This is a genomic window from Bacillus sp. FSL M7-1020 (assembly GCF_038050415.1).
In the GTDB taxonomy this organism is placed as follows: Bacteria; Bacillota; Bacilli; order Bacillales; family Bacillaceae_G; genus Bacillus_A; species Bacillus_A toyonensis.
In genome coordinates this window covers 3,929,968-3,956,060 of sequence record NZ_JBBOTW010000001.1, presented here as the reverse complement: position 1 = coordinate 3,956,060, position 26,093 = coordinate 3,929,968, and the positions used below count along the sequence as shown (strand labels likewise).

At 36.8% G+C, this 26,093-nt stretch carries 26 protein-coding genes; 24 read left to right on the top strand and 2 right to left on the bottom strand.

What is annotated here, in order from left to right:
* Position 1: 1 nt before the first annotated feature.
* On the top strand, positions 2-2,323 hold the full coding sequence (locus MHB70_RS20240) for a DNA internalization-related competence protein ComEC/Rec2 (RefSeq protein WP_000545167.1): 2,322 nt from the start codon (positions 2-4) through the stop codon (positions 2,321-2,323).
* Positions 2,324-2,354: 31 nt separating this feature from the next.
* Here the strand turns inward: MHB70_RS20240 and MHB70_RS20235 are convergent, their stop codons facing one another.
* On the bottom strand, positions 2,355-2,489 hold the full coding sequence (locus MHB70_RS20235) for a YqzM family protein (RefSeq protein WP_000997609.1): 135 nt from the start codon (positions 2,487-2,489) through the stop codon (positions 2,355-2,357).
* Between the two features lie 348 nt (positions 2,490-2,837).
* On the opposite strand from MHB70_RS20235, the gene holA reads away from it, so the two are divergent.
* Positions 2,838-3,848: a DNA polymerase III subunit delta gene (gene holA, locus MHB70_RS20230; RefSeq protein WP_001279936.1), complete on the top strand. Its 1,011-nt coding sequence runs from the start codon at positions 2,838-2,840 to the stop codon at positions 3,846-3,848.
* An 83-nt stretch (positions 3,849-3,931) separates the two neighbouring features.
* Here holA and rpsT read toward each other — a convergent pair whose 3' ends face one another.
* Entirely contained in the window at positions 3,932-4,189 is a 258-nt protein-coding gene (rpsT, locus tag MHB70_RS20225) for a 30S ribosomal protein S20 (RefSeq protein ID WP_001274011.1), read from the bottom strand.
* A gap of 181 nt (positions 4,190-4,370) precedes the next feature.
* Between rpsT and gpr the strand changes: the two genes are divergently transcribed.
* The 22 genes from gpr to era all read left to right on the top strand — a co-directional run bounded on the left by gpr (position 4,371) and on the right by era (position 25,991).
* A complete protein-coding gene (gpr, locus tag MHB70_RS20220) occupies positions 4,371-5,474 on the top strand; it encodes a GPR endopeptidase (RefSeq protein ID WP_000662628.1) in 1,104 nt (367 codons plus the stop codon).
* The gene (locus MHB70_RS20215; RefSeq protein WP_001214892.1) at positions 5,471-5,836 is read left to right on the top strand and encodes a YqxA family protein; all 366 of its coding nucleotides are present in this window, start codon (positions 5,471-5,473) and stop codon (positions 5,834-5,836) included. The genes gpr and MHB70_RS20215 overlap by 4 nt, the downstream gene beginning before the upstream one ends.
* A 210-nt stretch (positions 5,837-6,046) precedes the next feature.
* Positions 6,047-7,870, top strand: coding sequence for an elongation factor 4 (lepA, locus tag MHB70_RS20210; protein ID WP_001030961.1), 1,824 nt, complete (start codon positions 6,047-6,049; stop codon positions 7,868-7,870).
* A gap of 129 nt (positions 7,871-7,999) precedes the next feature.
* Positions 8,000-8,374, top strand: a complete 375-nt coding sequence (locus MHB70_RS20205; RefSeq protein WP_001293547.1) for a winged helix-turn-helix transcriptional regulator — start codon at positions 8,000-8,002, stop codon at positions 8,372-8,374.
* Between the two features lie 51 nt (positions 8,375-8,425).
* Positions 8,426-9,565, top strand: a complete 1,140-nt coding sequence (hemW, locus tag MHB70_RS20200; protein WP_000249448.1) for a radical SAM family heme chaperone HemW — start codon at positions 8,426-8,428, stop codon at positions 9,563-9,565.
* A gap of 133 nt (positions 9,566-9,698) precedes the next feature.
* Positions 9,699-10,715 carry a heat-inducible transcriptional repressor HrcA gene (gene hrcA, locus MHB70_RS20195; RefSeq protein ID WP_000954961.1) on the top strand — a complete coding sequence of 339 codons (1,017 nt, stop codon included), beginning with the start codon at positions 9,699-9,701 and terminating at the stop codon, positions 10,713-10,715.
* A 114-nt stretch (positions 10,716-10,829) separates the two neighbouring features.
* Positions 10,830-11,396, top strand: coding sequence for a nucleotide exchange factor GrpE (gene grpE / locus MHB70_RS20190; protein ID WP_000392715.1), 567 nt, complete (start codon positions 10,830-10,832; stop codon positions 11,394-11,396).
* A gap of 26 nt (positions 11,397-11,422) precedes the next feature.
* Complete coding sequence (gene dnaK / locus MHB70_RS20185) at positions 11,423-13,258, top strand: chaperone protein DnaK (RefSeq protein ID WP_000034693.1); 1,836 nt, start codon at positions 11,423-11,425, stop codon at positions 13,256-13,258.
* 204 nt (positions 13,259-13,462) lie between these two features.
* Positions 13,463-14,569: a chaperone protein DnaJ gene (gene dnaJ, locus MHB70_RS20180; protein WP_000043956.1), complete on the top strand. Its 1,107-nt coding sequence runs from the start codon at positions 13,463-13,465 to the stop codon at positions 14,567-14,569.
* Positions 14,570-14,597: 28 nt separating this feature from the next.
* On the top strand, positions 14,598-15,536 hold the full coding sequence (gene prmA / locus MHB70_RS20175; protein WP_000872124.1) for a 50S ribosomal protein L11 methyltransferase: 939 nt from the start codon (positions 14,598-14,600) through the stop codon (positions 15,534-15,536).
* A 144-nt stretch (positions 15,537-15,680) separates the two neighbouring features.
* Entirely contained in the window at positions 15,681-16,430 is a 750-nt protein-coding gene (locus MHB70_RS20170) for a 16S rRNA (uracil(1498)-N(3))-methyltransferase (protein WP_061529649.1), read from the top strand.
* A 6-nt stretch (positions 16,431-16,436) separates the two neighbouring features.
* Positions 16,437-17,789 carry a tRNA (N(6)-L-threonylcarbamoyladenosine(37)-C(2))-methylthiotransferase MtaB gene (gene mtaB / locus MHB70_RS20165; RefSeq protein WP_000108699.1) on the top strand — a complete coding sequence of 451 codons (1,353 nt, stop codon included), beginning with the start codon at positions 16,437-16,439 and terminating at the stop codon, positions 17,787-17,789.
* Between the two features lie 286 nt (positions 17,790-18,075).
* A complete protein-coding gene (gene rpsU / locus MHB70_RS20160) occupies positions 18,076-18,249 on the top strand; it encodes a 30S ribosomal protein S21 (RefSeq protein WP_000048061.1) in 174 nt (57 codons plus the stop codon).
* Positions 18,250-18,264: 15 nt separating this feature from the next.
* Complete coding sequence (locus MHB70_RS20155) at positions 18,265-18,708, top strand: GatB/YqeY domain-containing protein (protein WP_000054576.1); 444 nt, start codon at positions 18,265-18,267, stop codon at positions 18,706-18,708.
* 108 nt (positions 18,709-18,816) lie between these two features.
* Positions 18,817-19,110 carry a sporulation protein YqfC gene (gene yqfC / locus MHB70_RS20150; protein ID WP_000732262.1) on the top strand — a complete coding sequence of 98 codons (294 nt, stop codon included), beginning with the start codon at positions 18,817-18,819 and terminating at the stop codon, positions 19,108-19,110.
* Positions 19,111-19,286: 176 nt separating this feature from the next.
* Positions 19,287-20,486, top strand: a complete 1,200-nt coding sequence (gene yqfD, locus MHB70_RS20145) for a sporulation protein YqfD (RefSeq protein ID WP_000792488.1) — start codon at positions 19,287-19,289, stop codon at positions 20,484-20,486.
* Between the two features lie 3 nt (positions 20,487-20,489).
* Positions 20,490-21,449: a PhoH family protein gene (locus MHB70_RS20140; RefSeq protein WP_000840526.1), complete on the top strand. Its 960-nt coding sequence runs from the start codon at positions 20,490-20,492 to the stop codon at positions 21,447-21,449.
* 185 nt (positions 21,450-21,634) lie between these two features.
* Complete coding sequence (locus MHB70_RS20135) at positions 21,635-23,779, top strand: HD family phosphohydrolase (RefSeq protein WP_000091505.1); 2,145 nt, start codon at positions 21,635-21,637, stop codon at positions 23,777-23,779.
* On the top strand, positions 23,776-24,246 hold the full coding sequence (gene ybeY / locus MHB70_RS20130) for an rRNA maturation RNase YbeY (RefSeq protein ID WP_000054674.1): 471 nt from the start codon (positions 23,776-23,778) through the stop codon (positions 24,244-24,246). Before MHB70_RS20135 ends, ybeY begins: the two co-directional genes overlap by 4 nt.
* A complete protein-coding gene (locus MHB70_RS20125; protein ID WP_061529648.1) occupies positions 24,243-24,596 on the top strand; it encodes a diacylglycerol kinase family protein in 354 nt (117 codons plus the stop codon). The genes ybeY and MHB70_RS20125 overlap by 4 nt, the downstream gene beginning before the upstream one ends.
* 98 nt (positions 24,597-24,694) lie before the next feature.
* Positions 24,695-25,093, top strand: coding sequence for a cytidine deaminase (locus tag MHB70_RS20120; RefSeq protein WP_001086291.1), 399 nt, complete (start codon positions 24,695-24,697; stop codon positions 25,091-25,093).
* Entirely contained in the window at positions 25,086-25,991 is a 906-nt protein-coding gene (gene era / locus MHB70_RS20115) for a GTPase Era (protein WP_001080234.1), read from the top strand. The genes MHB70_RS20120 and era overlap by 8 nt, the downstream gene beginning before the upstream one ends.
* The last annotated feature ends 102 nt before the right edge of the window (positions 25,992-26,093 follow it).

The window sequence follows — 26,093 nt, the reverse complement described above, 5'->3', positions numbered from 1 at the left end:
GTTGCATGAACAATGGGGCTATATTGCAATCTCTTTTATAATGGGGATTGCAATCGCCTTTTCCTTGTCATTTTTATGGATTGCTTGTTGTTTCGTTTTATATGTTTTCTTCTGTTTATATCGTACTTCGCGTAAAACCTTCATTTTTTGTATGATAGCGTGTTTTAGTGGTGCTATGTACACTTCGTATGTTCAAGGACAAAATAAGCCTCTAGGGGAGCCCTATGAAGCTACAAGAGGGGTGATACAAAATACACCTCTTATTAATGGGGATCGCCTATCTTTTCAATTTGAAGATCAGAATAAAAATACAGTGCAGTTAAGTTACAAAATGAAATCAGCCTTGGAAAAGAAACAATTACAACAATTATATGCGGGAGTATCCTGTGTATTCAAAGGTGAGAGGAAAGAACCGCAAACTGCTCGAAATTTTCATGGTTTTGATTACCGAGATTATTTATATAAACAAAATATTCATTTTATATTCTATGCTACATATATTTCTGAGTGCCAAAAAACATCATTATCATTTGTGCAATGGATTCTTTTTTATAGGCAGCACATAATCTTTAAAGTTACAGAAATGTTTCCAGAGCAATCAGGTGCTTTTATGAATGCATTATTATTTGGTGACCGACAACAAATGACGTTTGAAGTTGAAGAACAGTATCAGCAATTTGGTCTTGTGCATTTATTGGCGATTTCAGGGTCGCATATTGTTCTGTTAATGGTGATAGTTTACTTTGTTTTACTGAGAAGTGGTGTGACGAAGGAGATGGCGACAGTATTTCTAATTGTTTGTATTCCAGTGTACATGATTATAGCAGGCGCATCACCGTCTGTTATAAGAGCTTCTATAACAGGTGTTTTATTGTTGGTTGCTTTCATTTGTTCTGTTCGCTTATCTAGTTTAGATGCCTTAAGTATAACGGCTATATGTATGCTTATATACGACCCATATCTTGTTTTTAATATAGGATTTCAATTTTCATTTGTAGGTAGTTTCGCTTTAATTTTATCTGCTCCGATACTACTAAGGCATAGTAATGGAATAATTCGAAATGCTATTTATATTTCTATTATCTCGCAGCTCGTTAGTACCCCGATTTTGTTATATCATTTTGGTTATTTTTCTCCATATAGTATTTTCCTCAACCTCATATACGTTCCATTTTTATCTATACTTGTATTACCATGTAGTATTATTATTCTGGTATTTATACCAATTATCCCATTTCTAGCAAAAGGACTTGCAAATATACTGTCAGTAGGTTTAATTATTTCTAATAATTTACTAAGTTATTGTGAAAGCTTACCGTTTCCCCGCCTTGTTTTCGGGCAAACATCTATACTTCTTATAGTTGTATATTGTGTGATGATTGTTAGTATATTGATCGTCTTGGAAAGAGGGCTGCCGAAAAAAATTGTATTCATAGTCATGAGTGGATTTCTTTTTATTAGCACGTGTCATTATGTATACCCGTATTTTCGCGAGAGTGGGAGTGTGACATTTATTGATGTTGGACAAGGTGATGCAATATTAATTCGACTTCCATATGATAAAGGGGTTTATCTTATTGATACAGGTGGAACACTTCGGATAAATAAAGAAGAATGGCAACGGAAAAAGCATGAATTTTCTGTTGGTCACGATATTCTTGTTCCTTTTTTGCAAAAGGAAGGTGTGAAAACAATTGATAAATTAATCATAACGCATGGAGATGCGGATCATATAGGTGCCGCATCAGATTTATTATCGTATATAACTGTAAAAGAAGTTGTATTTGGTCAAAAGAAACAAGAGACAGTATTAGAAAAGGTGTTAAAGAAAAAGGCATTAGAAAAAGAAGTGAAAATAAGTATAGTGGAAGAAGGGGAGTGTTGGAGTATAAATGGAGCGGAATTTTTTATACTAGCTCCGAAAGGGAAAGAAAAAAGTGAAAATAACTCTTCAATTGTAATGTGGGCCAAATTAGGAGGATTAACATGGCTGTTTACAGGTGATTTAGAAGAAGAGGGAGAGGAACTTTTAGCATCGACATATCCATATTTACGGGCGGATGTTTTAAAAGTTGCGCATCATGGGAGTAAAACGTCATCTACAGCACCTTTTTTGAGGCTTATACAGCCTAGTATAGCGATTGTTTCTGTGGGAGAACGGAATAGGTATGGACATCCGGATAAGGAGGTGATAGAGCGTTTTGAGAAGATGGGTACTGAAGTATGGCGAACGGATAAACAAGGTGCTATTTCCTATGTTTTTAAAGGGGAAACCGGAACCTTTAAAAGTAAAATCACATATGATGAAATACATAATAGATGAAAAAGAGAAGACTGCCATGAAATGGCAGCCTTTAAGAACCGATGAATTTAATAACAGTTGCAATAATGAAAAGTGTTGCGAAAAAACCAAATGAGACGATAAATCCTACCCCTGAATCAATAGCGTCATTGCGTTTACTTTGAACATTTTGTTCAAAATCATTCATTTAGAATCCCTCCCCAACATTCCACTTTAGTATAAAATATTGTCAGAAAAAAATCTACAATTTCCATATGAAGAGGAACCGAGTATTTTTACTACTTTCTAGTTCGTTAAGTGACATGAGTTTTTCGTTTCCAAGCATGTTAAGAGTTGGCACTTATACTCGGATTTTTATTGTGAATAATAAAGGGAAGGTGATTACCGCACACCAATAAGAAACCCGGGACTTATTGCGTGGCGTTTAATATAAATAAAGGGGCGGGTTGTAAAGCCTGTTCCTTTGTACTTGTAAAACAAAAGCTAGGGCATTAGTATAAATATATATTGCCAAGTTAGGGAGTAGGAAAAAAGTATGAGTGATATACATAAAAAAATTAATAAGAAGCAGTTTGCTCCGTTATATTTACTGTATGGAACGGAAGCGTTTTTTATAAATGAAACGATAAAGCTTATTACAACAGAAGCACTTGAAGAGGAAGATCGAGAATTTAATGTTGTGACATACGATTTGGAAGAATCCTATTTAGAAGATGTGGTTGAGGATGCGCGTACACTTCCTTTTTTTGGGGAACGGAAAGTACTATTAATGAAATCACCACTTTTTTTAACTTCACAAAAAGAAAAGTTAGAACAAAATATAAAAATTTTAGAAGAATATATTGGTGAACCTTCTCCATTTTCTATTCTTGTTTTTGTTGCGCCTTACGAAAAACTCGATGAACGAAAAAAAATTACAAAACTATTAAAGAAAACAGCGGATGTAGTAGAAGCGAATGCGATGCAAGTGCAAGATGTTCAGAAATGGATTGGTGCTCGTGCTGATGAAGTACATGTGCATATTGATAATGCAGCTGTTAGTTTGTTATTAGAGCTTGTGGGAAGTAATGTAACGATGTTGGCGAAGGAAATGGACAAGTTAACGTTATACGTCGGTATGGGCGGAGAGATTACACCAAAACTTGTTACAGAACTTGTGCCGAAGTCTGTGGAGCAAAATGTATTTGCTTTGACAGAAAAAGTAGTGAAAAAGGATATTGCGGGTGCAATGCAAATTTTAGATGGATTATTTACGCAGCAGGAAGAACCGATTAAATTGCTTGCGTTATTAGTGAGTCAATTCCGCTTGCTGCATCAAGTGAAAGAGTTGCAACAACGTGGTTACGGACAAAATCAAATCGCGTCTCATATTGGTGTACATCCGTATCGTGTAAAGTTGGCGATGAATCAAACGAAGTTTTTCTCTTTTGAAGAATTAAAAAAAGTTATTATAGAATTAGCGGAAGCTGATTATAGTATGAAGACGGGGAAAATGGATAAGAAACTTGTGCTTGAGTTTTTCCTGCTGCGACTAAATCATATGTAGTGATACAAAAAAGTTCATGTACTTGTTACGTGAACTTTTTTGTATATAAAAAAACGATCCAAATGGATCGTTTTTTAAACGCCTTACGCGTTTACTTGTTTCGCTAAGCGAGATTTTTGACGAGCTGCAGCGTTTTGGTGGATAAGACCTTTACGAGCTGCTTTGTCAAGTTTTTTAGAAGCAGTTTTGAAAGCTTCTTTAGCATTTTCAAGATCGTTATTAGTAACTAAAGCTTCTACAGTTTTAACAGCAGAACGCATGTCAGACTTGATAGAAGCGTTATGTGCACGACGCTCTTCGCTAAGTTTAGCGCGTTTGATAGCAGATTTGATGTTTGCCATACTTTTCACCTCCCTGGTGCAATCGAATGACTCGATTCTTAACATAGAACAAGTGATATTCTATCAAACGGTGAAGAGAATTGCAATAGTATATCAATGAAATTTCACGTAAAGGAAAGAATGACCTTATATAACTTTGGGAAATCTAACGATATTTACTATGAATTACGGAGGAGATACGATGAAAGAACCATTAGATTTAAGTAAATATAGTGTTAGAACTGACCTTGCTGTAGAAGCGCATCAAATGTTGCAAGAACGCCAAGAAGAACAAGAAGGGGTACAAGGAGTTATTGTAAAAGAGAGGGAAGAAGAGGGTATTACAATTACAAAAGTCACAATTGATGAAGTTGCATCTGAATCGATGGGTAAAAAACCTGGAAATTATTTAACGCTTGAAGTGCAAGGTATACGTCAACAAGATACGGAACTGCAACAAAAGGTAGAGCGTATTTTTGCGAAAGAATTTTCTTATTTCTTAGAAGAGGTTGGCGTTACAAAAGAAGCGAGCTGTTTAATTGTTGGTCTTGGGAATTGGAATGTAACACCGGATGCACTTGGACCGATAGTTGTAGAAAACGTATTGGTAACGAGACATTTGTTTCAATTGCAGCCTGAAAGTATAGAAGAAGGTTTTAGGCCTGTTAGTGCAATTCGTCCGGGAGTAATGGGAATTACAGGAATTGAAACGAGCGATGTTATTTATGGAATCATTGAGAAGACGAAGCCAGACTTTGTAATTGCAATTGATGCGTTAGCTGCACGCTCTATTGAACGTGTAAATAGTACGATACAAATTTCGGATACAGGGATTCATCCTGGATCTGGTGTTGGGAATAAACGTAAGGAGCTAAGTAAAGAAACATTAGGAATCCCTGTTATTGCGATTGGTGTTCCAACTGTAGTAGACGCAGTTTCTATTACGAGTGATACGATCGATTTTATTTTGAAGCACTTTGGAAGAGAGATGAAAGAGGGACATAAGCCGTCACGGTCTTTATTACCAGCGGGATTTTCATTCGGAGAAAAGAAAAAATTAACAGAAGAAGATATGCCGGATGAAAAAAGTAGGAATATGTTTTTAGGTGCTATTGGTACGTTGGAAGAAGAAGAAAAAAGAAAATTGATCTATGAAGTACTGTCTCCTCTCGGTCATAATTTAATGGTGACCCCAAAAGAAGTAGATGCTTTTATAGAGGATATGGCAAATGTAATAGCGAGTGGGTTAAATGCAGCGCTGCATCATCAAATTGACCAAGATAATACAGGAGCATATACACATTGAGGGGGAGAGACGATGATAGTTTAAGTCGTTTTGCACTTCTGTGTATATGTAGTGCAGTTTTATGTTTACTTATGATGATAGCAGGAGTTGCGCTTGCTAATCATGGTTTGAAAAGTATGAAAGGTTATCAGCAGCTGTCGTATGAACAAATAGCTCATATGACAGGGACAGAGGGTGCGAGTGCTGAATCAGAAATTTTGGGAAGTTCGTTTTCAACTATTGAGAAACAAAAACAATTAGAAAGTTTAAGAAGTTTTAATGTCGTAGAAGGAATTGGTATGGCGATAGCAAGTGTTGCTTATGAAATAACAAAGTTTGGAACGGATATAGTTGTTGGGAAAGTGAAAGAGATTTTTAGCTAAGAGTAGCAGGAAGAACGGTTGTCTTATCGTTTTGTACGACAGCCGTTTTTTAATTTGAAAAAGGTTTGTCTCTTATGGTTTGTTCGCATAAGATATAGATAGAATGATTTGTCTTGTAAGCAGCACGAGTTTTCATTGAATCTTTGCTGCTCTATTGATATAATCAGTGCTAGTGTATATTGGCGAGACTATTAGGAGTTGAGAACATAGATGAATAAAGAAGAAAGAGCAAAAAGACAGTCCAAAATTCGTAACTTCTCCATCATTGCTCACATTGACCACGGGAAATCAACGTTGGCAGACCGTATTTTGGAGAAAACAAACGCGTTAACACAGCGCGAAATGAAAGCTCAGTTGCTTGACTCTATGGATTTAGAGCGTGAGCGCGGTATTACAATTAAATTAAATGCAGTACAATTAACGTATAAAGCGAAAGACGGTGAAGAGTATATTCTTCACTTGATCGATACGCCAGGACACGTCGATTTTACGTACGAAGTATCTCGTAGTTTAGCGGCTTGTGAAGGTGCAATTCTTGTTGTTGATGCAGCGCAAGGGATTGAGGCGCAAACATTAGCAAACGTATATTTAGCGCTTGATAATAATTTAGAAATCTTACCAGTTATTAATAAAATCGACTTACCAAGTGCGGATCCAGAACGCGTACGTCAAGAGGTAGAAGATGTAATCGGTTTAGATGCATCGGAAGCTGTACTTGCTTCGGCAAAAGCAGGCATTGGTATTGAGGACATTTTAGAACAAATCGTTGAAAAAGTACCAGCTCCGACGGGTGATTCAGAAGAGCCGTTACAATGTATGATTTTCGATTCCTTATATGATCCATATCGTGGTGTAATTGCATATATCCGTGTTGTAAACGGAACGGTAAAAGTTGGCGATAAAGTACGTATGATGGCAACTGGTAAAGAGTTTGAAGTAACAGAAGTAGGTGTATTTACACCGAAAACAACGCAGCGTGATGAGTTAACTGTAGGTGATGTAGGTTTCTTAGCAGCATCTATTAAAAACGTAGGTGATACACGTGTTGGTGATACGATTACACATGCGAAACGTCCGGCTGCAGAGGCGTTACCAGGTTACCGTAAATTAAACCCGATGGTATTCTGTGGGCTGTATCCAATTGATTCTGCTCGTTATAACGATTTACGTGATGCGTTAGAAAAATTAGAGTTAAACGATTCTGCTCTTGAGTTTGAACCAGAAACATCTCAAGCGCTAGGATTTGGTTTCCGTTGTGGATTCTTAGGTTTACTTCACATGGAAATCATTCAAGAACGTATTGAACGTGAATTTAAGATTGACTTAATTACAACAGCGCCAAGCGTTATTTATAAAGTTTATTTAACAAACGGTGAAGATGTTATTGTTGATAATCCATCTAATATGCCAGATCCACAGTCTATCGATCGTGTAGAAGAGCCGTTTGTTAAAGCTTCAATTATGGTTCCGAATGACTATGTTGGAGCTGTAATGGAAATTTGCCAAGGTAAACGTGGAACGTTTATTGATATGCAATATTTAGATGAAACGCGTGTTACATTAACATATGAAATCCCGTTATCAGAAATCGTATATGACTTCTTCGATCAATTGAAATCAAATACGAAAGGATATGCATCATTTGACTACGAGTTAATTGGTTATAAACCGTCTAAACTTGTGAAAATGGATATTCTTTTAAATAATGAACAAGTGGATGCTTTATCATTCATTGTGCACCGTGATTCAGCGTATGACCGTGGTAAAGTAATCGTAGAGAAATTAAAAGAATTGATTCCAAGACAACAGTTCGAAGTGCCAATTCAAGCTACTATTGGAAACAAGGTTGTAGCACGTTCTACAATTAAGGCGATGCGTAAAAACGTACTTGCAAAATGTTACGGTGGTGACATTTCTCGTAAGCGTAAACTTCTTGATAAGCAAAAAGAAGGTAAAAAACGTATGAAGTCTGTTGGTTCTGTAGAAGTACCGCAAGAGGCATTCATGGCTGTACTGAAAATGGATGACAACTAATATAAAATAAAGAAGGAGTCGTTTATGCGGCTTCTTTTTTTCTGTATCATTACTTTTTAGACATCTTAGTATCTCTCATTTACAATAGTGAGAGAGCTTTTTAGTTCATACAGAGTTAGGAGATTATTAATGTCCGAAAATATTCGAAAAGATATTCAAGAGAAACTACAAAATGGTAATTTTAATTGTGAAAAGGAATTGACGCTTTCTATTATTAGTGGAAAGTGGAAAGTTGTGATACTGTGGCATCTTGGTGTGGAAGGGCCTCATCGTTTTAGCGAATTACAACGGTTATTCCCAAGCATTTCTCATAAAGTTTTGTCGAACCAATTAAAAGAGTTAATGGAAGATGGGATTGTTGATCGAACAGTATATCCCGAAATTCCTCCTCGTGTTGAGTATTATATGACGGAACTAGGCATGTCACTTTTACCAATCGTTGAAATGATGTATGATTGGGGAAAAATGCGAATGGAACAAATCCGTAATACGTTAGAGAAGTAGAGAACCCTCCGGAGTGCGGAGGTTTTCTTTTTAGAAAGGTAGGAGTTATATTTGGTACAAGCTGCATATATTCATATTCCGTTTTGTCAGCATATTTGTCACTATTGTGATTTTAATAAAGTGTTTATTGAACGCCAACCGGTAGATCAATATTTAGAGTACTTAGAGAAAGAAATAATAAATACGGTTCAAAAAGTACCGTTTGATAGTATGAAAACGATTTTTGTTGGTGGAGGAACGCCGACAGCATTAAATATGGAACAGACAAAAAAATTACTCGAGATTATTAATCGTCATTTGCGTCCGTTTGCTCCGAATTGTGAATTGACATTTGAAGCGAATCCAGGAGATCTGCCGAAAGAGAAGTTGAATGTACTGCTAGAAGGTGGAGTGAATCGAATTAGTTTTGGTGTGCAAACGTTCCGTGATGAACTGCTGGAGAAAATCGGGCGCAAGCATACGAGGGAAGATGCATTCCTAGCGATTCGAGAAGCTCAAGAAGTAGGCTTTAAAAATATTAATGTAGATATTATTTATGCTTTGCCAGGACAAACGATAGAAGATGTGAAGGAAACATTAGACATTGCCTTTACGCTTGGTGTACAACATTTCTCGGCATATTCATTAATTGTGGAACCCAAAACAGTGTTTTATAACTTAATGAATAAAGGGAAATTGCGTCTTCCGGGTGAAGACCATGAAGCGAAAATGTATGAAATGGTAATGGATGAAATGGAGAAACACGGTTATAGCCAGTATGAAATTAGTAATTTCTCAAAAGGTGATAATGAAAGTAGACATAATCTCACATACTGGAATAATGAAGAGTACTATGGATTTGGAGCTGGAGCGCATAGTTATGTAAATGGGGAACGTATTCAAAATGTAGGTCCGCTGAAGCAATATTTTAATAAAATTGATGAAACAGGATTTCCTTATTTAGATGTTCATGAAGTGACTGAGAAGGAAAAAATGGAAGAAGAGTTGTTTTTAGGACTTCGAAAAACAAAAGGTGTTTCTAAAATAGCATTCCAAAAGAAATTCAATATGGAGATGGATCAAGTTTTCGCGAAGCAGTTACAAGGCAATCAAGAACAAGGGTTGCTTGAAGAAAGAGATGGATATGTGCGTTTAACACGAAAAGGGAAATTATTAGGGAATGAAGTGTTCCAGTCATTTTTGATTGACTAATTAAATGTTTCATAAACGTGAAAAAAATTCATTATTTCGTGACGTTTCCGTTGACAATTGAATGTCAATTTTGGTAAGTTATTAATAGATTTAGCACTCGAAGACAAAGAGTGCTAACAGAGGTGATGATGAGATGCTTACGGAACGTCAGCTCTTAATTTTACAAACAATTATTGATGACTTTATTGGATCAGCGCAGCCCGTTGGGTCTAGAACGTTGGCTAAAAAAGAAGAAATCACATTTAGTTCAGCTACTATTCGAAATGAAATGGCTGATTTAGAAGAATTAGGTTTTATTGAAAAAACACATAGTTCTTCTGGACGGGTTCCTTCTGAGAAAGGATACCGATTTTATGTAGACCATCTTTTAGCGCCGCAAAACTTACCGAACGATGAAATTGTACAAATTAAAGATTTATTTGCTGAAAGAATTTTTGAAGCAGAAAAAGTTGCACAGCAATCTGCTCAAATTTTATCAGAGCTTACGAGCTATACGGCGATTGTTCTAGGGCCTAAGTTAAGCACAAATAAACTTAAAAACGTACAAATTGTGCCGCTTGATCGTCAAACAGCAGTCGCTATTATTGTAACGGATACAGGGCATGTACAAAGTAAAACGATTACCGTTCCGGAATCTGTTGATTTATCAGATTTAGAAAAAATGGTTAACATTTTAAATGAAAAGCTATCTGGTGTACCGATGGCAGAACTTCATAATAAAATCTTTAAAGAGATTGTTACAGTTTTACGTGGGTATGTTCATAATTACGATAGTGCGATAAAAATGTTAGATGGTACCTTTCAAGTTCCGTTATCGGAAAAGATATACTTTGGAGGGAAAGCGAATATGCTTTCGCAACCGGAGTTCCATGACATTCATAAAGTAAGATCTTTGCTGACGATGATTGATAATGAGGCTGCGTTTTATGACATTTTGCGTCATAAACAAGTCGGAATTCAAGTGAAAATTGGTAGAGAAAATTCTTCTACGGCAATGGAGGATTGCAGTTTGATTTCTGCAACGTATTCGATTGGAGAAGAGCAACTTGGAACAATTGCAATTTTAGGTCCGACGAGAATGCAATACTCTCGTGTAATTAGTTTACTGCAGTTATTTACAAGACAGTTTACAGACGGACTTAAAAAGTAAATGAGAGTAATACATTCGCTCAAGTGATGAAATTTTCATTGCTGTGTGTAATATATAATGCTTAGGTAATCATGCTAAGCATGATACCTAATACCTTTTAAGGAGGTGAAAATTGTGGAAGAGCGTAACGAACAAGTGGTAGAAGAAGTGAAAGAAGCGCAAGTTGAAGAAGCTGTCACGCCAGAAAACAGTGAAAAAACTGTAGAAGAAAAAAGTGAGGCTGCTCTTTTACAAGAAAAAGTAGATGAGTTACAAGCGAAACTAACGGAAACGGAAGGTCGCACATTACGTCTACAAGCTGATTTTGAAAATTATAAGCGCCGTGTCCAAATGGATAAACAGGCTGCTGACAAATATAGAGCACAAAGTCTAGTTTCAGATATTTTGCCAGCTCTTGATAATTTTGAAAGAGCGATGCAAGTGGAAGCGACTGACGAGCAAACGAAATCCTTGTTACAAGGTATGGAAATGGTGCATCGTCAATTGCTAGAAGCGTTGACTAAAGAAGGTGTGGAAGCGATTGAAGCTGTTGGTAAACAGTTTGATCCGAATGAACACCAAGCTATTATGCAAGTGGAAGACAGTGAATTTGAATCAAACGCGGTAGTTGAAGAATTCCAAAAAGGTTATAAACTAAAAGACCGTGTGATTCGCCCATCAATGGTAAAAGTAAATCAATAATTTACATAAAAGTAGGAGGATTCGCCATGAGTAAAATTATCGGTATTGACTTAGGTACAACAAACTCTTGTGTAGCTGTTATGGAAGGTGGAGAACCAAAGGTTATCCCAAATCCAGAAGGAAACCGTACAACACCTTCTGTTGTAGCTTTCAAAAATGAAGAGCGTCAAGTTGGGGAAGTTGCGAAGCGTCAAGCAATTACAAACCCAAATACAATCATGTCTGTTAAACGTCATATGGGTACAGACTACAAAGTAGAAGTTGAAGGTAAAGATTTTACACCTCAAGAAATTTCTGCAATCATTTTACAAAACTTAAAAGCTTCTGCTGAAGCATACTTAGGTGAAACAGTAACGAAAGCTGTTATTACAGTACCTGCATACTTCAACGATGCAGAGCGTCAAGCAACGAAAGATGCTGGTCGTATCGCTGGTTTAGAAGTTGAGCGTATCATTAACGAACCAACAGCAGCAGCACTTGCTTACGGTTTAGAAAAACAAGATGAAGAGCAAAAAATCTTAGTATATGACTTAGGTGGCGGTACATTTGACGTATCTATCCTTGAGTTAGCAGACGGCACATTCGAAGTTATTTCAACTGCTGGTGACAACCGCCTTGGTGGAGATGACTTTGACCAAGTTATCATCGATCACTTAGTAGCTGAATTCAAAAAAGAAAATAACATTGATTTAAGCCAAGATAAAATGGCACTTCAACGTTTGAAAGATGCAGCTGAAAAAGCGAAAAAAGATCTTTCAGGTGTAACACAAACACAAATTTCATTACCATTCATTAGTGCTGGAGCTGCTGGCCCATTACACTTAGAATTAACGTTAACAAGAGCGAAATTCGAAGAGATTTCAGCAGGTCTTGTTGAAAGAACGTTAGAGCCAACTCGTCGTGCATTAAAAGACGCTGGCTTTGCTCCAAGTGAATTAGATAAAGTTATCCTTGTTGGTGGATCTACTCGTATCCCAGCTGTTCAAGAAGCTATTAAACGTGAAACTGGTAAAGAGCCATACAAAGGCGTAAACCCTGATGAAGTTGTAGCATTAGGTGCTGCGGTTCAAGGTGGCGTACTTACTGGTGATGTAGAAGGCGTACTATTATTAGACGTAACTCCACTTTCTTTAGGTATTGAAACTATGGGTGGTGTGTTCACGAAATTAATCGAGCGTAACACTACAATTCCAACAAGTAAGTCACAAGTATTCTCAACAGCTGCTGATAACCAACCGGCAGTAGACATTCATGTACTACAAGGTGAGCGTCCAATGTCAGCTGACAACAAAACATTAGGTCGTTTCCAATTAACGGATCTTCCACCAGCACCACGTGGTATTCCACAAATCGAAGTAACATTCGATATTGATGCGAACGGTATCGTTAACGTACGTGCAAAAGACTTAGGAACAAGCAAAGAGCAAGCTATTACAATTCAATCTTCTTCAGGTCTTTCTGATGAAGAAGTAGATCGTATGGTACAAGAAGCAGAAGCAAATGCTGACGCTGACCAAAAACGTAAGGAAGAAGTTGAACTTCGTAATGAAGCTGACCAACTTGTATTCCAAACAGATAAAGTTGTAAAAGATTTAGAAGGTAAAGTAGATGCGGCTGAGGTTGCAAAAGCGACAGAAGCGAAAGAAGCGTTGCAAGCGGCAATTGAGAAAAACGATCTTGATGAAATCCGTGCGAAAAAAGATGCTTTACAAGAAATCGTACAACAATTAAGCGTTAAATTATACGAGCAAGCTCAAGCAGCTGCAGGGCAAGCAGAAGGTGCACAAGGAGCACAAGACGCTGGCGCGAAAAAAGATAATGTAGTAGACGCTGAATTTGAAGAAGTAAAAGAAGACAAGTAATTTAAGTACAAACATAATAAGTAAGATGACAAAAAGTCAAAGTCAAGCGTGCCTTGGCTTTGGCTTTTTTCATAAATGAGGAGAAATGTGTGAGGATCTTAAGTTTTTTACCTTGCATACTGTAAGTGAGGAAACTTTGTTGCAAAGCACTTTCTTTCGGTGTTAAAATTACGTTTATGTGAAAGATTCGGGGGTTGCAAATTTATGAGTAAACGAGACTATTATGAGGTCCTTGGACTTAGCCAGGGCGCTTCAAAAGATGAAATTAAAAAAGCGTATCGTCGTTTGGCTAAAAAATACCATCCAGACGTGAGTAAAGAAGAAAATGCAATTGAAAAGTTTAAAGAAGTACAAGAGGCATACGAAGTGTTGAGCGATGATCAAAAGCGTGCGCAGTACGATCAATTTGGTCATGCTGGTGCAAATCAAGGCTTCGGTGGCGGAGGAGACTTCGGCGGTGGCTTCGGTTTTGAAGATATCTTTAGTTCGTTCTTTGGCGGCGGTGGCGGCAGACGTCGTGATCCAAATGCTCCGCGCCAAGGTGCTGACTTACAATATCAAGTCACTTTAGACTTTGAAGAAGCTATTTTTGGTAAAGAGTTAAACGTTGAAATTCCAGTAGAAGATCCATGTGATACTTGTAAAGGTAGCGGGGCAAAACCAGGAACTTCAAAAGAAACATGTAAACATTGTTCAGGATCAGGTCAAGTAAGTGTAGAACAAAATACACCGTTTGGTCGTATTGTAAACCGTCAAGCTTGTGGTCATTGTTCAGGAACTGGTCAAATGATTAAAGAAAAATGTACGACATGTCATGGTTCAGGTAAAGTACGTAAGCGTAAAAAAATTAACGTTAAGATTCCAGCTGGTATTGATAATGGCCAACAAATTCGTGTATCTGGAAAAGGTGAAGCGGGCGTAAATGGTGGACCGGCAGGAGATTTATATGTAGTTGTTCATGTAAGAAATCATGAATTCTTCGAGCGTGAAGGTGATCATATTATTTGCGAAATGCCATTAACATTTGCGCAAATGGCACTTGGTGCTGAAGTAGAAGTTCCTACTGTTCATGGGAAAGTGAAGCTGAAAATTCCAGCAGGAACACAAACAGGAACAGAATTCCGCTTAAAAGGAAAAGGTGCTCCAAACGTACGTGGATACGGTCAAGGAGATCAATATGTAGTCGTTCGTGTTGTTGTACCAACAAAATTAAATTCACATCAAAAAGATTTATTACGTGAATTTGCAGGGCAAGAAGAGCAGGATGATAGTTTATTCGGAAAGCTTAAACGTGCTTTCAAAGGGGAATAATGGAAATAAAAAATGGAGTTGGTAAATTGTGAAATGGTCAGAAGTTAGTATTCATACAACAGAAGAAGCAGTAGAAGCTGTCTCTCATATTTTACATGAAGCTGGTGCTAGTGGAGTTGCGATTGAGGATCCAGCAGAGTTGACGAAAGAGCGCGAGCAACAATATGGTGAAATTTATGCATTGAACCCAGATGAATACCCGGCAGAGGGTGTATTAGTAAAAGCATATTTCCCACAAACGGATTCTTTACAGGAAACGATTGCGGGTGTAAAATCATCTATTGATGTGCTTCCATCTTACGACATTGAAATTGGTACTGGAAATATTACCATTAACGAAGTCAATGAAGAAGATTGGGCTACTGCTTGGAAAAAGTATTACCATCCAGTACAAATTTCTGATACATTCACAATCGTACCGACATGGGAAGAATACACACCATCTTCTCCAGATGAAAAAATCATTGAATTAGACCCGGGTATGGCGTTTGGTACAGGAACTCATCCAACAACAACGATGTGTATTCGTGCTTTAGAAAAAACAGTTCAATCAGGTGATACTGTCATTGATGTAGGAACGGGTTCAGGTGTACTTAGTATTGCAGCGGCAAAATTAGGTGCGTCTTCTGTTCAAGCATACGATTTAGATCCAGTTGCAGTGGAAAGTGCGGAAATGAATGTACGTTTAAATAAAACAGATGATATCGTATCTGTTGGACAAAATAGTCTTTTAGAAGGTATTGAAGGACCTGTTGATTTAATCGTAGCGAATTTATTAGCAGAAATTATTCTTCTATTCCCTGAAGATGCAGCACGAGTTGTAAAATCAGGTGGATTATTCATTACATCTGGTATTATTGCAGCGAAAGAAAAAGTAATTTCTGAGGCGTTAGAAAAAGCTGGATTTACAATTGAAGAAGTATTACGAATGGATGATTGGGTAGCAATTATTGCACGAAATGCGTAATATAGATTTTAGTTTATAATGAAAAGGGGAGTCTCTCACTATAAGGTGAGGGACTTGCCGTTTGTTATATGAAAAATGATAACGTTTCGTTCTTTTCGTAAGTGTTGACTTACGAAAGGAACGAAACTCTACTAAGGTGATTATATGCAACGTTATTTTGTAGAAGAAAAATATGTAAGTGAAGCAAAGATTCGCATTGTAGGTGATGATGTACATCATATTGCGAGAGTAATGCGTATGTCAGCTGGTGATCACATTTATTGCTGTGTAAACGGAAAAACAGCAGTATGTTCAATTGATGAAATTACCAGTGAATTTGTTGAGACAGCTATTGTAGAATGGGTAGAGGCATCGAGTGAACTTCCTGTGTTCGTGACGATTGCAAGTGGACTGCCAAAAGGAGACAAGCTAGAGTTAATTTTTCAAAAAGGAACCGAGCTTGGGGCAGCCACATTTTTACCATTTCAAGCATCTCGCTCTATCGTAAAATGGGATGCGAAAAAAGCTGATAAAAAAGTTGAGCGTTTAAGAAAAATTGTGAAAGAAGCTGCGGAACAATCGCATAGAAGTGAAGTTCCAGAAGTACATGCTCCAGCATCGTTTAAGCAATTGCTTTCAATGAGTGGTGAGTATGATGTTTGTCTTGTTGCGTATGAAGAAGTAGCAAAACAAGGCGAGAAATCTAATTTTGCGAAAGCTTTAACGACAATGAAACCAGGTCAAAAGCTATTAATTGTATTTGGCCCAGAAGGCGGTTTAGCTGAGGAAGAGATTACAGCGCTTCGTGAACATAAATTTGTACTATGTAGTTTAGGACCAAGGATTTTAAGAACGGAAACGGCACCGCTTTATGCGTTAAGTGCTGCTTCTTATCATTTTGAATTGATGGGGTGATGATCAATGTCAACTGTTGCGTTCCACACGTTAGGTTGTAAAGTAAACCACTATGAAACAGAAGCTATTTGGCAATTGTTTAAACAAGGTGGTTATGAAAGAACTGAATATGAAAAGAAATCTGATGTATATGTTATTAATACATGTACAGTAACAAATACTGGAGATAAAAAAAGCCGTCAAGTAATTAGACGTGCTGTGCGTCAAAATCCAGATGCGGTTATTTGTGTAACGGGATGTTATGCGCAAACATCTCCAGCTGAAATTATGGCAATTCCAGGTGTAGATATTGTAGTTGGTACACAAGATCGTGAAAAGATGTTAGGATACATCGAAGAATTCCGTAAAGAGCGTCAACCAATTAATGCTGTCCGTAACATTATGAAAACACGTGTATACGAAGAACTTGATGTACCATATTTCACGGATCGTACACGTGCTTCATTAAAAATACAAGAAGGTTGTAATAACTTCTGTACGTTCTGTATTATTCCTTGGGCGCGTGGTTTAATGCGTTCTCGTGATGGAAAAGAAGTTATTAAACAAGCGCAGCAATTAGTGGATGCAGGCTATAAAGAAATCGTATTAACTGGTATTCATACAGGTGGATACGGTGAAGATATTAAAGATTATAACTTAGCTGGATTACTTCGTGATATGGAAGCGGAAGTAGGTGGATTAAAACGTCTTCGTATTTCTTCTATTGAAGCGAGTCAAATTTCAGATGAAGTAATAGAAGTGTTAGACAAATCTGAAGTAGTTGTACGCCACTTGCACATTCCGTTGCAATCAGGATCTAATACTGTATTAAAACGTATGCGTCGTAAGTATACGATGGAATTTTTCCAAGAGCGTTTAGATCGTTTGAAAGAAGCGTTACCAGGTCTTGCGATTACATCAGACGTAATTGTTGGCTTCCCAGGTGAAACAGAAGAAGAATTTATGGAAACGTACAATTTCATTAAAGAGAATCGCTTCTCTGAGTTACACGTATTCCCTTATTCAAAACGTACGGGAACACCTGCAGCGCGTATGGAAGATCAAGTTCCTGAAGATGTGAAGAACGATCGTGTTCACCGTTTAATTGAACTATCTAATCAATTAGCGAAAGAGTATGCTTCACGGTTTGAAGGAGAAGTGCTTGAAATTATCCCGGAAGAGCAATTTAAAGATGGCGACCGTGAAGGGTTATATGTAGGTTATACAGATAACTATTTGAAAATTGTCTTTGAAGGGTCAGAAGAATTAATTGGTAAGCTAGTGAAAGTGAAAATTACGAAAGCTGGTTATCCATATAACGAAGCGCAATTTGTTCGTGTTATTGAAGATGATGTGAAAAAAGAATCAGCGAGCGCGTAAAAAAAGCATGCAAACGGAAACGGTTTGCATGCTTTCTTTTTTCATGGAAAAGTTAAGTGTTGAAAAGGTGCAATGATAAAAATATAGTTGTTTTCAGTGGAAAAGGATGATAGCTATTTGCATAGCTTTAAAAAAGGAAGAGCATCTATTCCTCTTTTATTCTGTCAAATAGTTGACCTGAAGTGATAAAATGTATTATAATCGTAAAAGACATGCTGAAGAAGTGTTTCTTTTTGCATGCTGAAGTTAGTATGTAAGTGTGATGTTTCGGAGGGAGGGAAAGAGAATGTCAAAAACAGTCGTTCGTAAAAACGAGTCTTTGGAGGATGCACTTCGCCGTTTTAAAAGATCGGTTTCTAAAACTGGTACACTTGCTGAAGCAAGAAAGCGCGAGTTTTATGAAAAACCAAGTGTAAAACGTAAGAAGAAATCTGAAGCGGCAAGAAAGCGTAAATTCTAAGAGAGGGTGTAAGTTATGAGTCTTCTCGGTCGTTTAAACGATGATATGAAACAAGCGATGAAGAATAAACAAAAAGAAAAATTAACCGTTATTCGTATGGTTAAGGCTGCTTTACAAAATGAAGGTATTAAACTGCAACATACTCTTACTGAAGAAGAGGAATTAACAGTTTTAGCTCGTGAAGTAAAACAGTATAAGGACTCCCTCCTTGAATTTAAAAAAGCTGGTCGTGAAGACCTTGTTGATAAACTGCAAAGTGAAATTCAGATTTTAAGCGCATATTTGCCGGAGCAATTAACTGAAGAAGACCTGATTGATGTAATCAAGCAAGTTATTTCTGAAGTTGGTGCGACATCAAAAGCAGATATGGGTAAGGTGATGACTGCTGTTATGCCGAAAGTAAAAGGTAAAACAGACGGATCACTTGTGAATAAGCTGGTTATCCAGCTATTAGCATAAAAAAACGTCTCATTTCGTATGAGACGTTTTTTTATGCTTTTTTTCAGTTTGGACGTGATATTACAAGCTCTTTTTTCATACATATGGGATGAGAGGAGGTCTTTTAAGATGAAAAAATTAGAACAAATGAAGAATTGGTTAACGAAGCAAATAGACCTGCCAGTGGATGTGCTAATGGATCTACCTCGGATCACGCTTGTTGGGCAAGTGCATATCTATATAGAAAATCATCAAGGTTTATTAGTGTTTTCAGATAAAGAAGTAAGATTGTTGCTAAAACATGGTCAATTATTAATTAAGGGGCAATCCTTCGTTATTAAAACAATCCTTCCAGAGGAGCTTTTGCTTGAAGGGATCATTGAGCAAGTGATGTTTTTAGAAAGTGAAAAGCAAAAGGAGTGAGGGAAACTTCCGTATGTGAAGTTTTTCTTCTTTATTCTCGTGATTCGACCTTACTATTCAGTTATCTCGCTATTTATGGGCAGTAAAACTCTTTATTTCATTTTCGTACGAGCTATTTTGCTAATTAAAGTGAAAAGTAGTATGTCTACTTTTTGGAAAGGTAGTGGAGGTAGTAGATGAAAAATAAATGGTTTATAAAGTGGCTTGGATATGTAAAAGTACGAATTGAAGGTAGAGGAGCGGAACGGTTCGTTAATGAATGCGTACGTAGAAAATTATTAGTTTGGGATGTTAAGAAGATTGCTGATGAAACGTTAGTTTTTTGTATGTTGTTACGCGATGTGAAAAAATTAAAACCAATTTATAGAAAAAATGAATGTAAATTATATTTCATTGGACGCTACGGTTTTCCTTTTTGGAATAAGCGTTTAATTAAAAATAGTGGATTTTTAATCGGTTTTTTAATTTTCTTTTTTGGTATGATTGCAATGTCAAATATGGTTTGGAAAATTGAGATTACAGGAGCGAAACCTGAAACAGAATATATATTGATGAAAGAATTGGATAAAATGGGTATTAAGAAAGGAAAACTACAGTTTCAAATGCCTAGTGTAGAAGATGTGCAACGCCATTTGACGGACAATATTAATGCGATTACTTGGGCGGGGCTGGAAGTAAGAGGGACCACCTATCATTTTAAAATTGTGGAAAAAAACGAGCCGAAAAAAGAAAAGGAACAGCATCCACAAAATTTAGTGGCAAAAAAAGAAGCAATTATTACAAAAACGTTTGTAGAGGTTGGGAAACCAGTCGTTATGAAAAATGACCATGTTGAAAAAGGACAACTTCTTGTATCAGGTGTATATGGTAATGAGGAAAACCCGTCAGTTGTTTCGGCGAAAGGCATTGTATATGGAGAAACTTGGTATACATCCGAGGTGAGTGTGCCGCTGAAAACACAATTTCAAGTGTATACTGGTAATGCGTATAATGAATACTTTCTTAAGTTTGGGAGTGCAAAAATAAAAATATGGGGATTTCAACATGATAAGTATAAACGCTCTCGTACTGAACATGTAAAACATGATGTGAAATTATTTGGTTTTACATTACCGATTGCATATGAAAAAGATATTGTACGAGAAGAGGAAGAAGCGAATCGAGAATACACAGAAAAACAGGCATTGAAAGTAGCGAAAGAGATGGCCGAAAAAGAACTAAAGAAAAAATTGGATGAACATGCTATGATTGTAAGTGATAAGATTTTGAGTAAAGAGGTTGAGGCGGATCAACTAAAAGTTACATTGCATTATACTGTAATTGAAAATATTGCAGAGTCACAACCGATATCCGAATCCGATATTCAAGGAGACTGAGTAATGGCAGAACAATTAGTAGAAATGAACCAACAATTGGAAAATACTAACGAAGCAATCGCTCTTTTTGGAGTCAATGATGCTCATTTAAAAGTAATGGAACGAGAACTTAATGTATCTATCGTAACTAGAGGTGAAACAGTTCATGTGTCTGGGGCAGATGAAAACGTGACACTCGTAGAAAAAATCTTACAGCAATTACTTGTTGTTATTCGTAAAAGTGTATCCATTACAGAAAGAGATGTTGCGTATGCAATTCAGCTCGCACAACAAGGGAAAATTGCTCAATTTGAAGAGTTATATGAAGAAGAAATTTTTAAAACGGCAAAGGGTAAATCTATTCGTGTAAAAACAATGGGACAAAGACGATATATTCATGCGATGAAGAAGAATGATATTGTATTTGGGATAGGACCTGCTGGAACTGGAAAAACGTACTTAGCTGTAGTAATGGCTGTAAGAGCGTTAAAACAAGGGTATGTAAAGAAAATTATTCTAACAAGGCCTGCTGTAGAAGCTGGAGAGAGTTTAGGTTTTTTACCAGGGGATTTAAAAGAGAAGGTAGATCCATATTTACGTCCATTGTATGATGCACTGCACGATATTCTTGGACAAGAATATACGCAGCGTATGATGGAGCGAGGTGTAATTGAAATCGCGCCTCTTGCTTATATGAGAGGGCGTACGCTTGATGATTCATTTGTTATTTTAGATGAAGCGCAAAATACAACTGGTGTCCAAATAAAAATGTTTTTAACAAGATTAGGTTTTAGTTCTAAAATGGTTATAACAGGGGATCCTTCGCAGGTAGATTTGCCAAAAGGGGCAAAATCAGGTCTTTCTATTGCTACAAATGTTTTATCTGGTGTATCAGGACTTTCGTTCATTACATTAGAGCAAAGCGACGTTGTGAGACATCCGTTAGTGCAACGTATTATTGAGGCGTATGATAAAATGGAATGATCCTATTTGTCAGGATCATTTCTTTTTGTATGATAAGGTTGGCGAATAGCAATTTTTTTACTATCATGAAAGAAGAAGAGTATAAGCGATAAATGACGTATGATTCTAAAAGTGTCGCTTGTTAGAAGAAACGAAAGCTATAAATAGTTTCACTTTATTTCTGGAGAGGAGAAGGTATTGAAATCATGTCAAGATCTCAAGAAATTTCTAAGTGGTTTCGTAATTTACAACATTCGAAAAAACTAAGTTGGATTTCTTACGTTTTATTAGGAGCAGTGCTGTTTTTTGCACTTATGAATAATGTAAAACCAGAGCAATTAGATGTTACAACATATTCTATTGCGAAAAAAACAATCCATTCTCCTATTAAAATTGAAGATAAAGTTACAACGGACAAAAAGAAAAAAGAAGCCGCTACAAAAGTTGAAGATCAATATACATATAAAAGTGAGTATAAACAAAATAAAGTGGATATTGTGAATGACGTCTTTGCTAAAGTAGATGAAGTGATACAAGAGATTAAAGCGGTTGGGCCGGATGAGCAAAAAAAGATTACTGATGCTGAAAAAGTGGACAAGTTGAAAAAAAAATTGCCTACTGATTTAACGAAAGAATTATCTGATTTAAACTTACTAAACTTAATTAATGCAGATTCGAACCAATTAGTATTAGCAAAAGATGCAGCAGTTACAGCTATTAATAGTATCATGACTGAGCATATTAAAATGGACGAATTGAAGGATGCGAAGGAACGATATGTAAGTGAGATGAATAGTGTTAATGTTGATAATGGTTTAAAGGAATCTATTAAGGCGTTAGGGAAATATGCGATTTCTGCAAACTATTTTTATGATCCGACCTTAACAAAAGAGAAGAGAAAAGCGGAAGAAGATTTAGTTCCACCTGTTTATATTCTTCAAGGGCAAGTCCTTGTTAGAGAAGGTGAAACGATTTCAAGTGATATGTACAATCAGTTGAAATTAGTTGGTCTGTTAGAAAAAGGGAACAGTTTTCAACCCTATGTTGGATTAGCGGTACTCATTGGTGTGCTATTGTACTTTATGCATAAGCAATTTGAAGTATTTTTACAACGGAAAAGGGAAGATAGACCGTATATTTTAGCGTACATTACCATTTTGTCGATCACGATCGTTTTAATGAAAATCATTAGCTTGTTCCAAAAGCTTGAATATGCAGGGATCGCGTATGTCGTTCCAGTTGCAATGGGAACAATACTTGTAAAACTAATGATTGGTGATCGATTTGTTTTTTTAACAAGCATGATTTTTTCTGTATGCGGAAGCATTATGTTTAATGAAGGAGTAACGAGCACCCTGAATTATAGTGTGGGGATCTATGTGTTACTAAGTTCACTATCAGTTAGTATTTTCTTGAGAGAAAAAAATCGTCGTACGATGATTTTACAAGCGGGTATACTCGTTTCTGTGTTAAATGTGGTCGTATTGGCAGCGTTATTATTGTTGCGTAATGGGAATTTTTCGCCTCTTGAAATTGGTACACAATTATTGATGGCTTCTGTTTCAGGGATTATCTCTTCGGTGTTAGCTATGGGGATTTTACCATATTTAGAGAGTGGACTTGGCATTGTATCAAGTATGAAGCTTATGGAACTATCAAGTCCAAATCATCCGCTTTTGCGTAAGATTTTGCTAGAAGCGCCAGGGACATATCACCATAGTGTAATGGTAGCGAATCTTTCTGAAGCTGCTTGTGAAGCAGTCGGGGCAAATGGTGTATTAGCCCGTGTAGGGGCGTATTATCATGATGTAGGAAAAACGGTACAACCACAGTTCTTTATTGAAAATCAGATGGGGATTGAAAACCCACATGATAAACTCGCCCCTGTAACGAGTAAAGATATTATTATCGCTCATGTAACGGACGGGGTGAGGATGCTAGAAGAGTACCATATTCCGCAAGAAATTATTGATATTGCTGGACAACATCATGGTACAACGTTACTTAAATATTTTTACTATAAGGCGATTAAAGAAGATAAAGAAAAATATACAGAAGAGATGTTCCGTTATCCAGGATCCAAAGCAACTTCTAAAGAGTCGGCGATTGTTGGTATTGCTGATAGTGTAGAGGCCGCGGTGCGTTCTATGAATCATCCAACGCCAGATCAAATTAATAATTTAGTGCAAAGTATTATTAAAGATCGTTTGCAAGATGGACAATTTAGTGAATGTGATTTGACATTTAAAGAGCTACAAATCGTTGGAAAAACGTTATGCGAGACGTTAAATGGTATTTTCCATTCGCGTATTACATATCCGGAACTACCGGAAGAGAAGGAGAAAGAATGAGTTTATTAATTGATTTTATTGATGAAACAGAAGAAGTGAAAGACGATTATATAAGTTTGATTCGAGAGCTGGTAGAGAAAGCGGCTCAAATGGAAAACATAGAAGAAGGGGCAGAATTATCGGTTACGTTTGTAGATAATGAACGTATTCGTGAAATAAACCGTGATTACCGAGATAAGGATCAGCCTACGGATGTTATTTCTTTCGCTATGGAAGAAATGGGAGAAGGTGAAATGGAAATTGTCGGTGCGGAGATGCCACGTATGTTAGGAGATCTTATTATTTCTATTCCAAGAGCGAAAGAGCAAGCTGAAGAATATGGACACTCTTTTGATAGGGAACTTGGGTTTTTAGCGTTACATGGCTTTTTACATTTGCTTGGTTATGATCACATGACAGAAGAAGATGAAAAAGAAATGTTTGGAAGACAAAAAGAAATTTTAGAAGCATTTGGATTAGGACGATGAAAAAAGGAAAACTTTTAGATAGTTTTGGATATGCTATAGTTGGTATATTCTTTTGTCTTCGTCATGAAAGAAATATGAGAATTCATTATTTAGCCGCAGTCATTGTTATATGCTGCGGCTTTTATTTCCATATTACGAAAATAGAGTGGGTGGTATTACTTATTGTGATAGGGATTGTAATGGGTTTAGAGATGGTAAATACGGCTGTGGAAAAAACAGTAGACTTAGTGACTGCTGGTATACATCCATTTGCGAAAATTGCAAAGGATGTCGCAGCAGGAGCGGTTTTACTCTTTGCAGTTATAGCCGTTATAATTGGTGCTATTATCTTTGTACCGTATGTGGTATAGTTGCATTCCGAAGCTTTTATTAAGCCTAGGAAGTGCTATAAAGGCCTTTAGTGAGAGAGTGTATCTATTCACAGCTGTGAACAGGAAGGATGCGGGATATGAATAGTAAACAATTAATTCAAGAAGCAATCGAAGCGCGTAAACAAGCGTACGTACCATATTCAAAATTTCAAGTAGGTGCAGCATTATTAACGCACGATGGAAAAGTATATCGTGGCTGTAATGTTGAGAATGCATCATATGGCTTATGCAACTGTGCAGAAAGAACTGCTTTATTTAAGGCAGTTTCTGAAGGGGATAAAGAGTTTGTAGCTATTGCGGTTGTAGCAGATACAAAACGCCCAGTACCTCCTTGTGGAGCATGTCGACAAGTTATGGTAGAATTATGTAAACAGGATACGAAAGTATACCTATCAAATTTACATGGTGACGTTCAAGAGACGACAGTCGGAGAATTGTTACCAGGAGCATTTTTAGCGGAGGATTTACATGAATAGAAAAGGTTATAAATCAGGTTTTGTCTCTATTATTGGCAGACCGAATGTTGGGAAATCTACATTTTTAAATCGTATTATCGGCCAAAAAATTGCCATTATGAGTGACAAGCCACAAACGACTCGTAATAAAATTCAAGGCGTATATACAGAAAATGATTCACAAGTAATTTTCATTGATACACCAGGAATACATAAACCGAAACATAAACTAGGTGACTTCATGGTGAAGATGGCTCAAACGACATTGAAAGAAGTTGATATTGTGCTGTTTATGGTCAATGCAACTGAAGGATTTGGTCGTGGTGAGGAATTCATTATTGAGAAATTACAAGAAACGAAACAACCGGTATTTTTGGTAATTAATAAAATTGACCAAGTTCATCCAGAGCAATTATTAGAGTTAATTGATCAATATCGTAAACTACATGAGTTTGCAGAAATTGTACCAATTTCTGCATTAGACGGTAATAATGTAGAAGCGTTAATTGGAGCAATTAAAAAATATTTACCAGAAGGACCGCAATACTACCCAGATAATCAAGTAACGGATCATCCGGAGCGATTTATTATTGCAGAGCTTATTCGTGAAAAAGTACTACATTTAACACGTGAAGAAGTGCCACATTCTGTAGCGGTTGTTATTGATGCAATTCAGAAGCGTGAGGGCGGTGCAGTTTATATAAATGCAACGATTGTTGTTGAACGTGCGTCACAAAAAGGAATTATTATTGGGAAACAAGGGAAGATGTTAAAAGAAGTCGGGAAACGAGCTCGTTTTGATATTGAAGCACTTCTTGGTTCTAAAGTATTTTTAGAGGTATGGGTAAAAGTACAAAAAGATTGGCGCAATAAGATGTCTCAGCTTCGTGATCTTGGTTTCCGCGAAGACGAGTACTAAAATAAAGTAAGGCTGTAATCAGTGGATGTTTGCTCATCCGCTGATTATTGGTTTTTGTAAACTTTAATAAATTAGGAAAAATTTTTCTCACATGAAAATGGA

Excerpts from the sequence above, each read along its gene's own strand:
- MHB70_RS20235 (WP_000997609.1), bottom strand. The coding sequence starts at position 2,489 with ATGAATGATTTTGAACAAAATGTTCAAAGTAAACGCAATGACGCTATT.
- holA (WP_001279936.1), top strand. The coding sequence starts at position 2,838 with ATGAGTGATATACATAAAAAAATTAATAAGAAGCAGTTTGCTCCGTTA.
- rpsT (WP_001274011.1), bottom strand. The coding sequence starts at position 4,189 with ATGGCAAACATCAAATCTGCTATCAAACGCGCTAAACTTAGCGAAGAG.
- gpr (WP_000662628.1), top strand. The coding sequence starts at position 4,371 with ATGAAAGAACCATTAGATTTAAGTAAATATAGTGTTAGAACTGACCTT.
- lepA (WP_001030961.1), top strand. The coding sequence starts at position 6,047 with ATGAATAAAGAAGAAAGAGCAAAAAGACAGTCCAAAATTCGTAACTTC.
- MHB70_RS20205 (WP_001293547.1), top strand. The coding sequence starts at position 8,000 with ATGTCCGAAAATATTCGAAAAGATATTCAAGAGAAACTACAAAATGGT.
- hrcA (WP_000954961.1), top strand. The coding sequence starts at position 9,699 with ATGCTTACGGAACGTCAGCTCTTAATTTTACAAACAATTATTGATGAC.
- dnaK (WP_000034693.1), top strand. The coding sequence starts at position 11,423 with ATGAGTAAAATTATCGGTATTGACTTAGGTACAACAAACTCTTGTGTA.
- dnaJ (WP_000043956.1), top strand. The coding sequence starts at position 13,463 with ATGAGTAAACGAGACTATTATGAGGTCCTTGGACTTAGCCAGGGCGCT.
- MHB70_RS20170 (WP_061529649.1), top strand. The coding sequence starts at position 15,681 with ATGCAACGTTATTTTGTAGAAGAAAAATATGTAAGTGAAGCAAAGATT.
- mtaB (WP_000108699.1), top strand. The coding sequence starts at position 16,437 with ATGTCAACTGTTGCGTTCCACACGTTAGGTTGTAAAGTAAACCACTAT.
- rpsU (WP_000048061.1), top strand. The coding sequence starts at position 18,076 with ATGTCAAAAACAGTCGTTCGTAAAAACGAGTCTTTGGAGGATGCACTT.
- MHB70_RS20155 (WP_000054576.1), top strand. The coding sequence starts at position 18,265 with ATGAGTCTTCTCGGTCGTTTAAACGATGATATGAAACAAGCGATGAAG.
- yqfC (WP_000732262.1), top strand. The coding sequence starts at position 18,817 with ATGAAAAAATTAGAACAAATGAAGAATTGGTTAACGAAGCAAATAGAC.
- yqfD (WP_000792488.1), top strand. The coding sequence starts at position 19,287 with ATGAAAAATAAATGGTTTATAAAGTGGCTTGGATATGTAAAAGTACGA.
- MHB70_RS20140 (WP_000840526.1), top strand. The coding sequence starts at position 20,490 with ATGGCAGAACAATTAGTAGAAATGAACCAACAATTGGAAAATACTAAC.
- MHB70_RS20135 (WP_000091505.1), top strand. The coding sequence starts at position 21,635 with ATGTCAAGATCTCAAGAAATTTCTAAGTGGTTTCGTAATTTACAACAT.
- ybeY (WP_000054674.1), top strand. The coding sequence starts at position 23,776 with ATGAGTTTATTAATTGATTTTATTGATGAAACAGAAGAAGTGAAAGAC.
- MHB70_RS20125 (WP_061529648.1), top strand. The coding sequence starts at position 24,243 with ATGAAAAAAGGAAAACTTTTAGATAGTTTTGGATATGCTATAGTTGGT.
- MHB70_RS20120 (WP_001086291.1), top strand. The coding sequence starts at position 24,695 with ATGAATAGTAAACAATTAATTCAAGAAGCAATCGAAGCGCGTAAACAA.
- era (WP_001080234.1), top strand. The coding sequence starts at position 25,086 with ATGAATAGAAAAGGTTATAAATCAGGTTTTGTCTCTATTATTGGCAGA.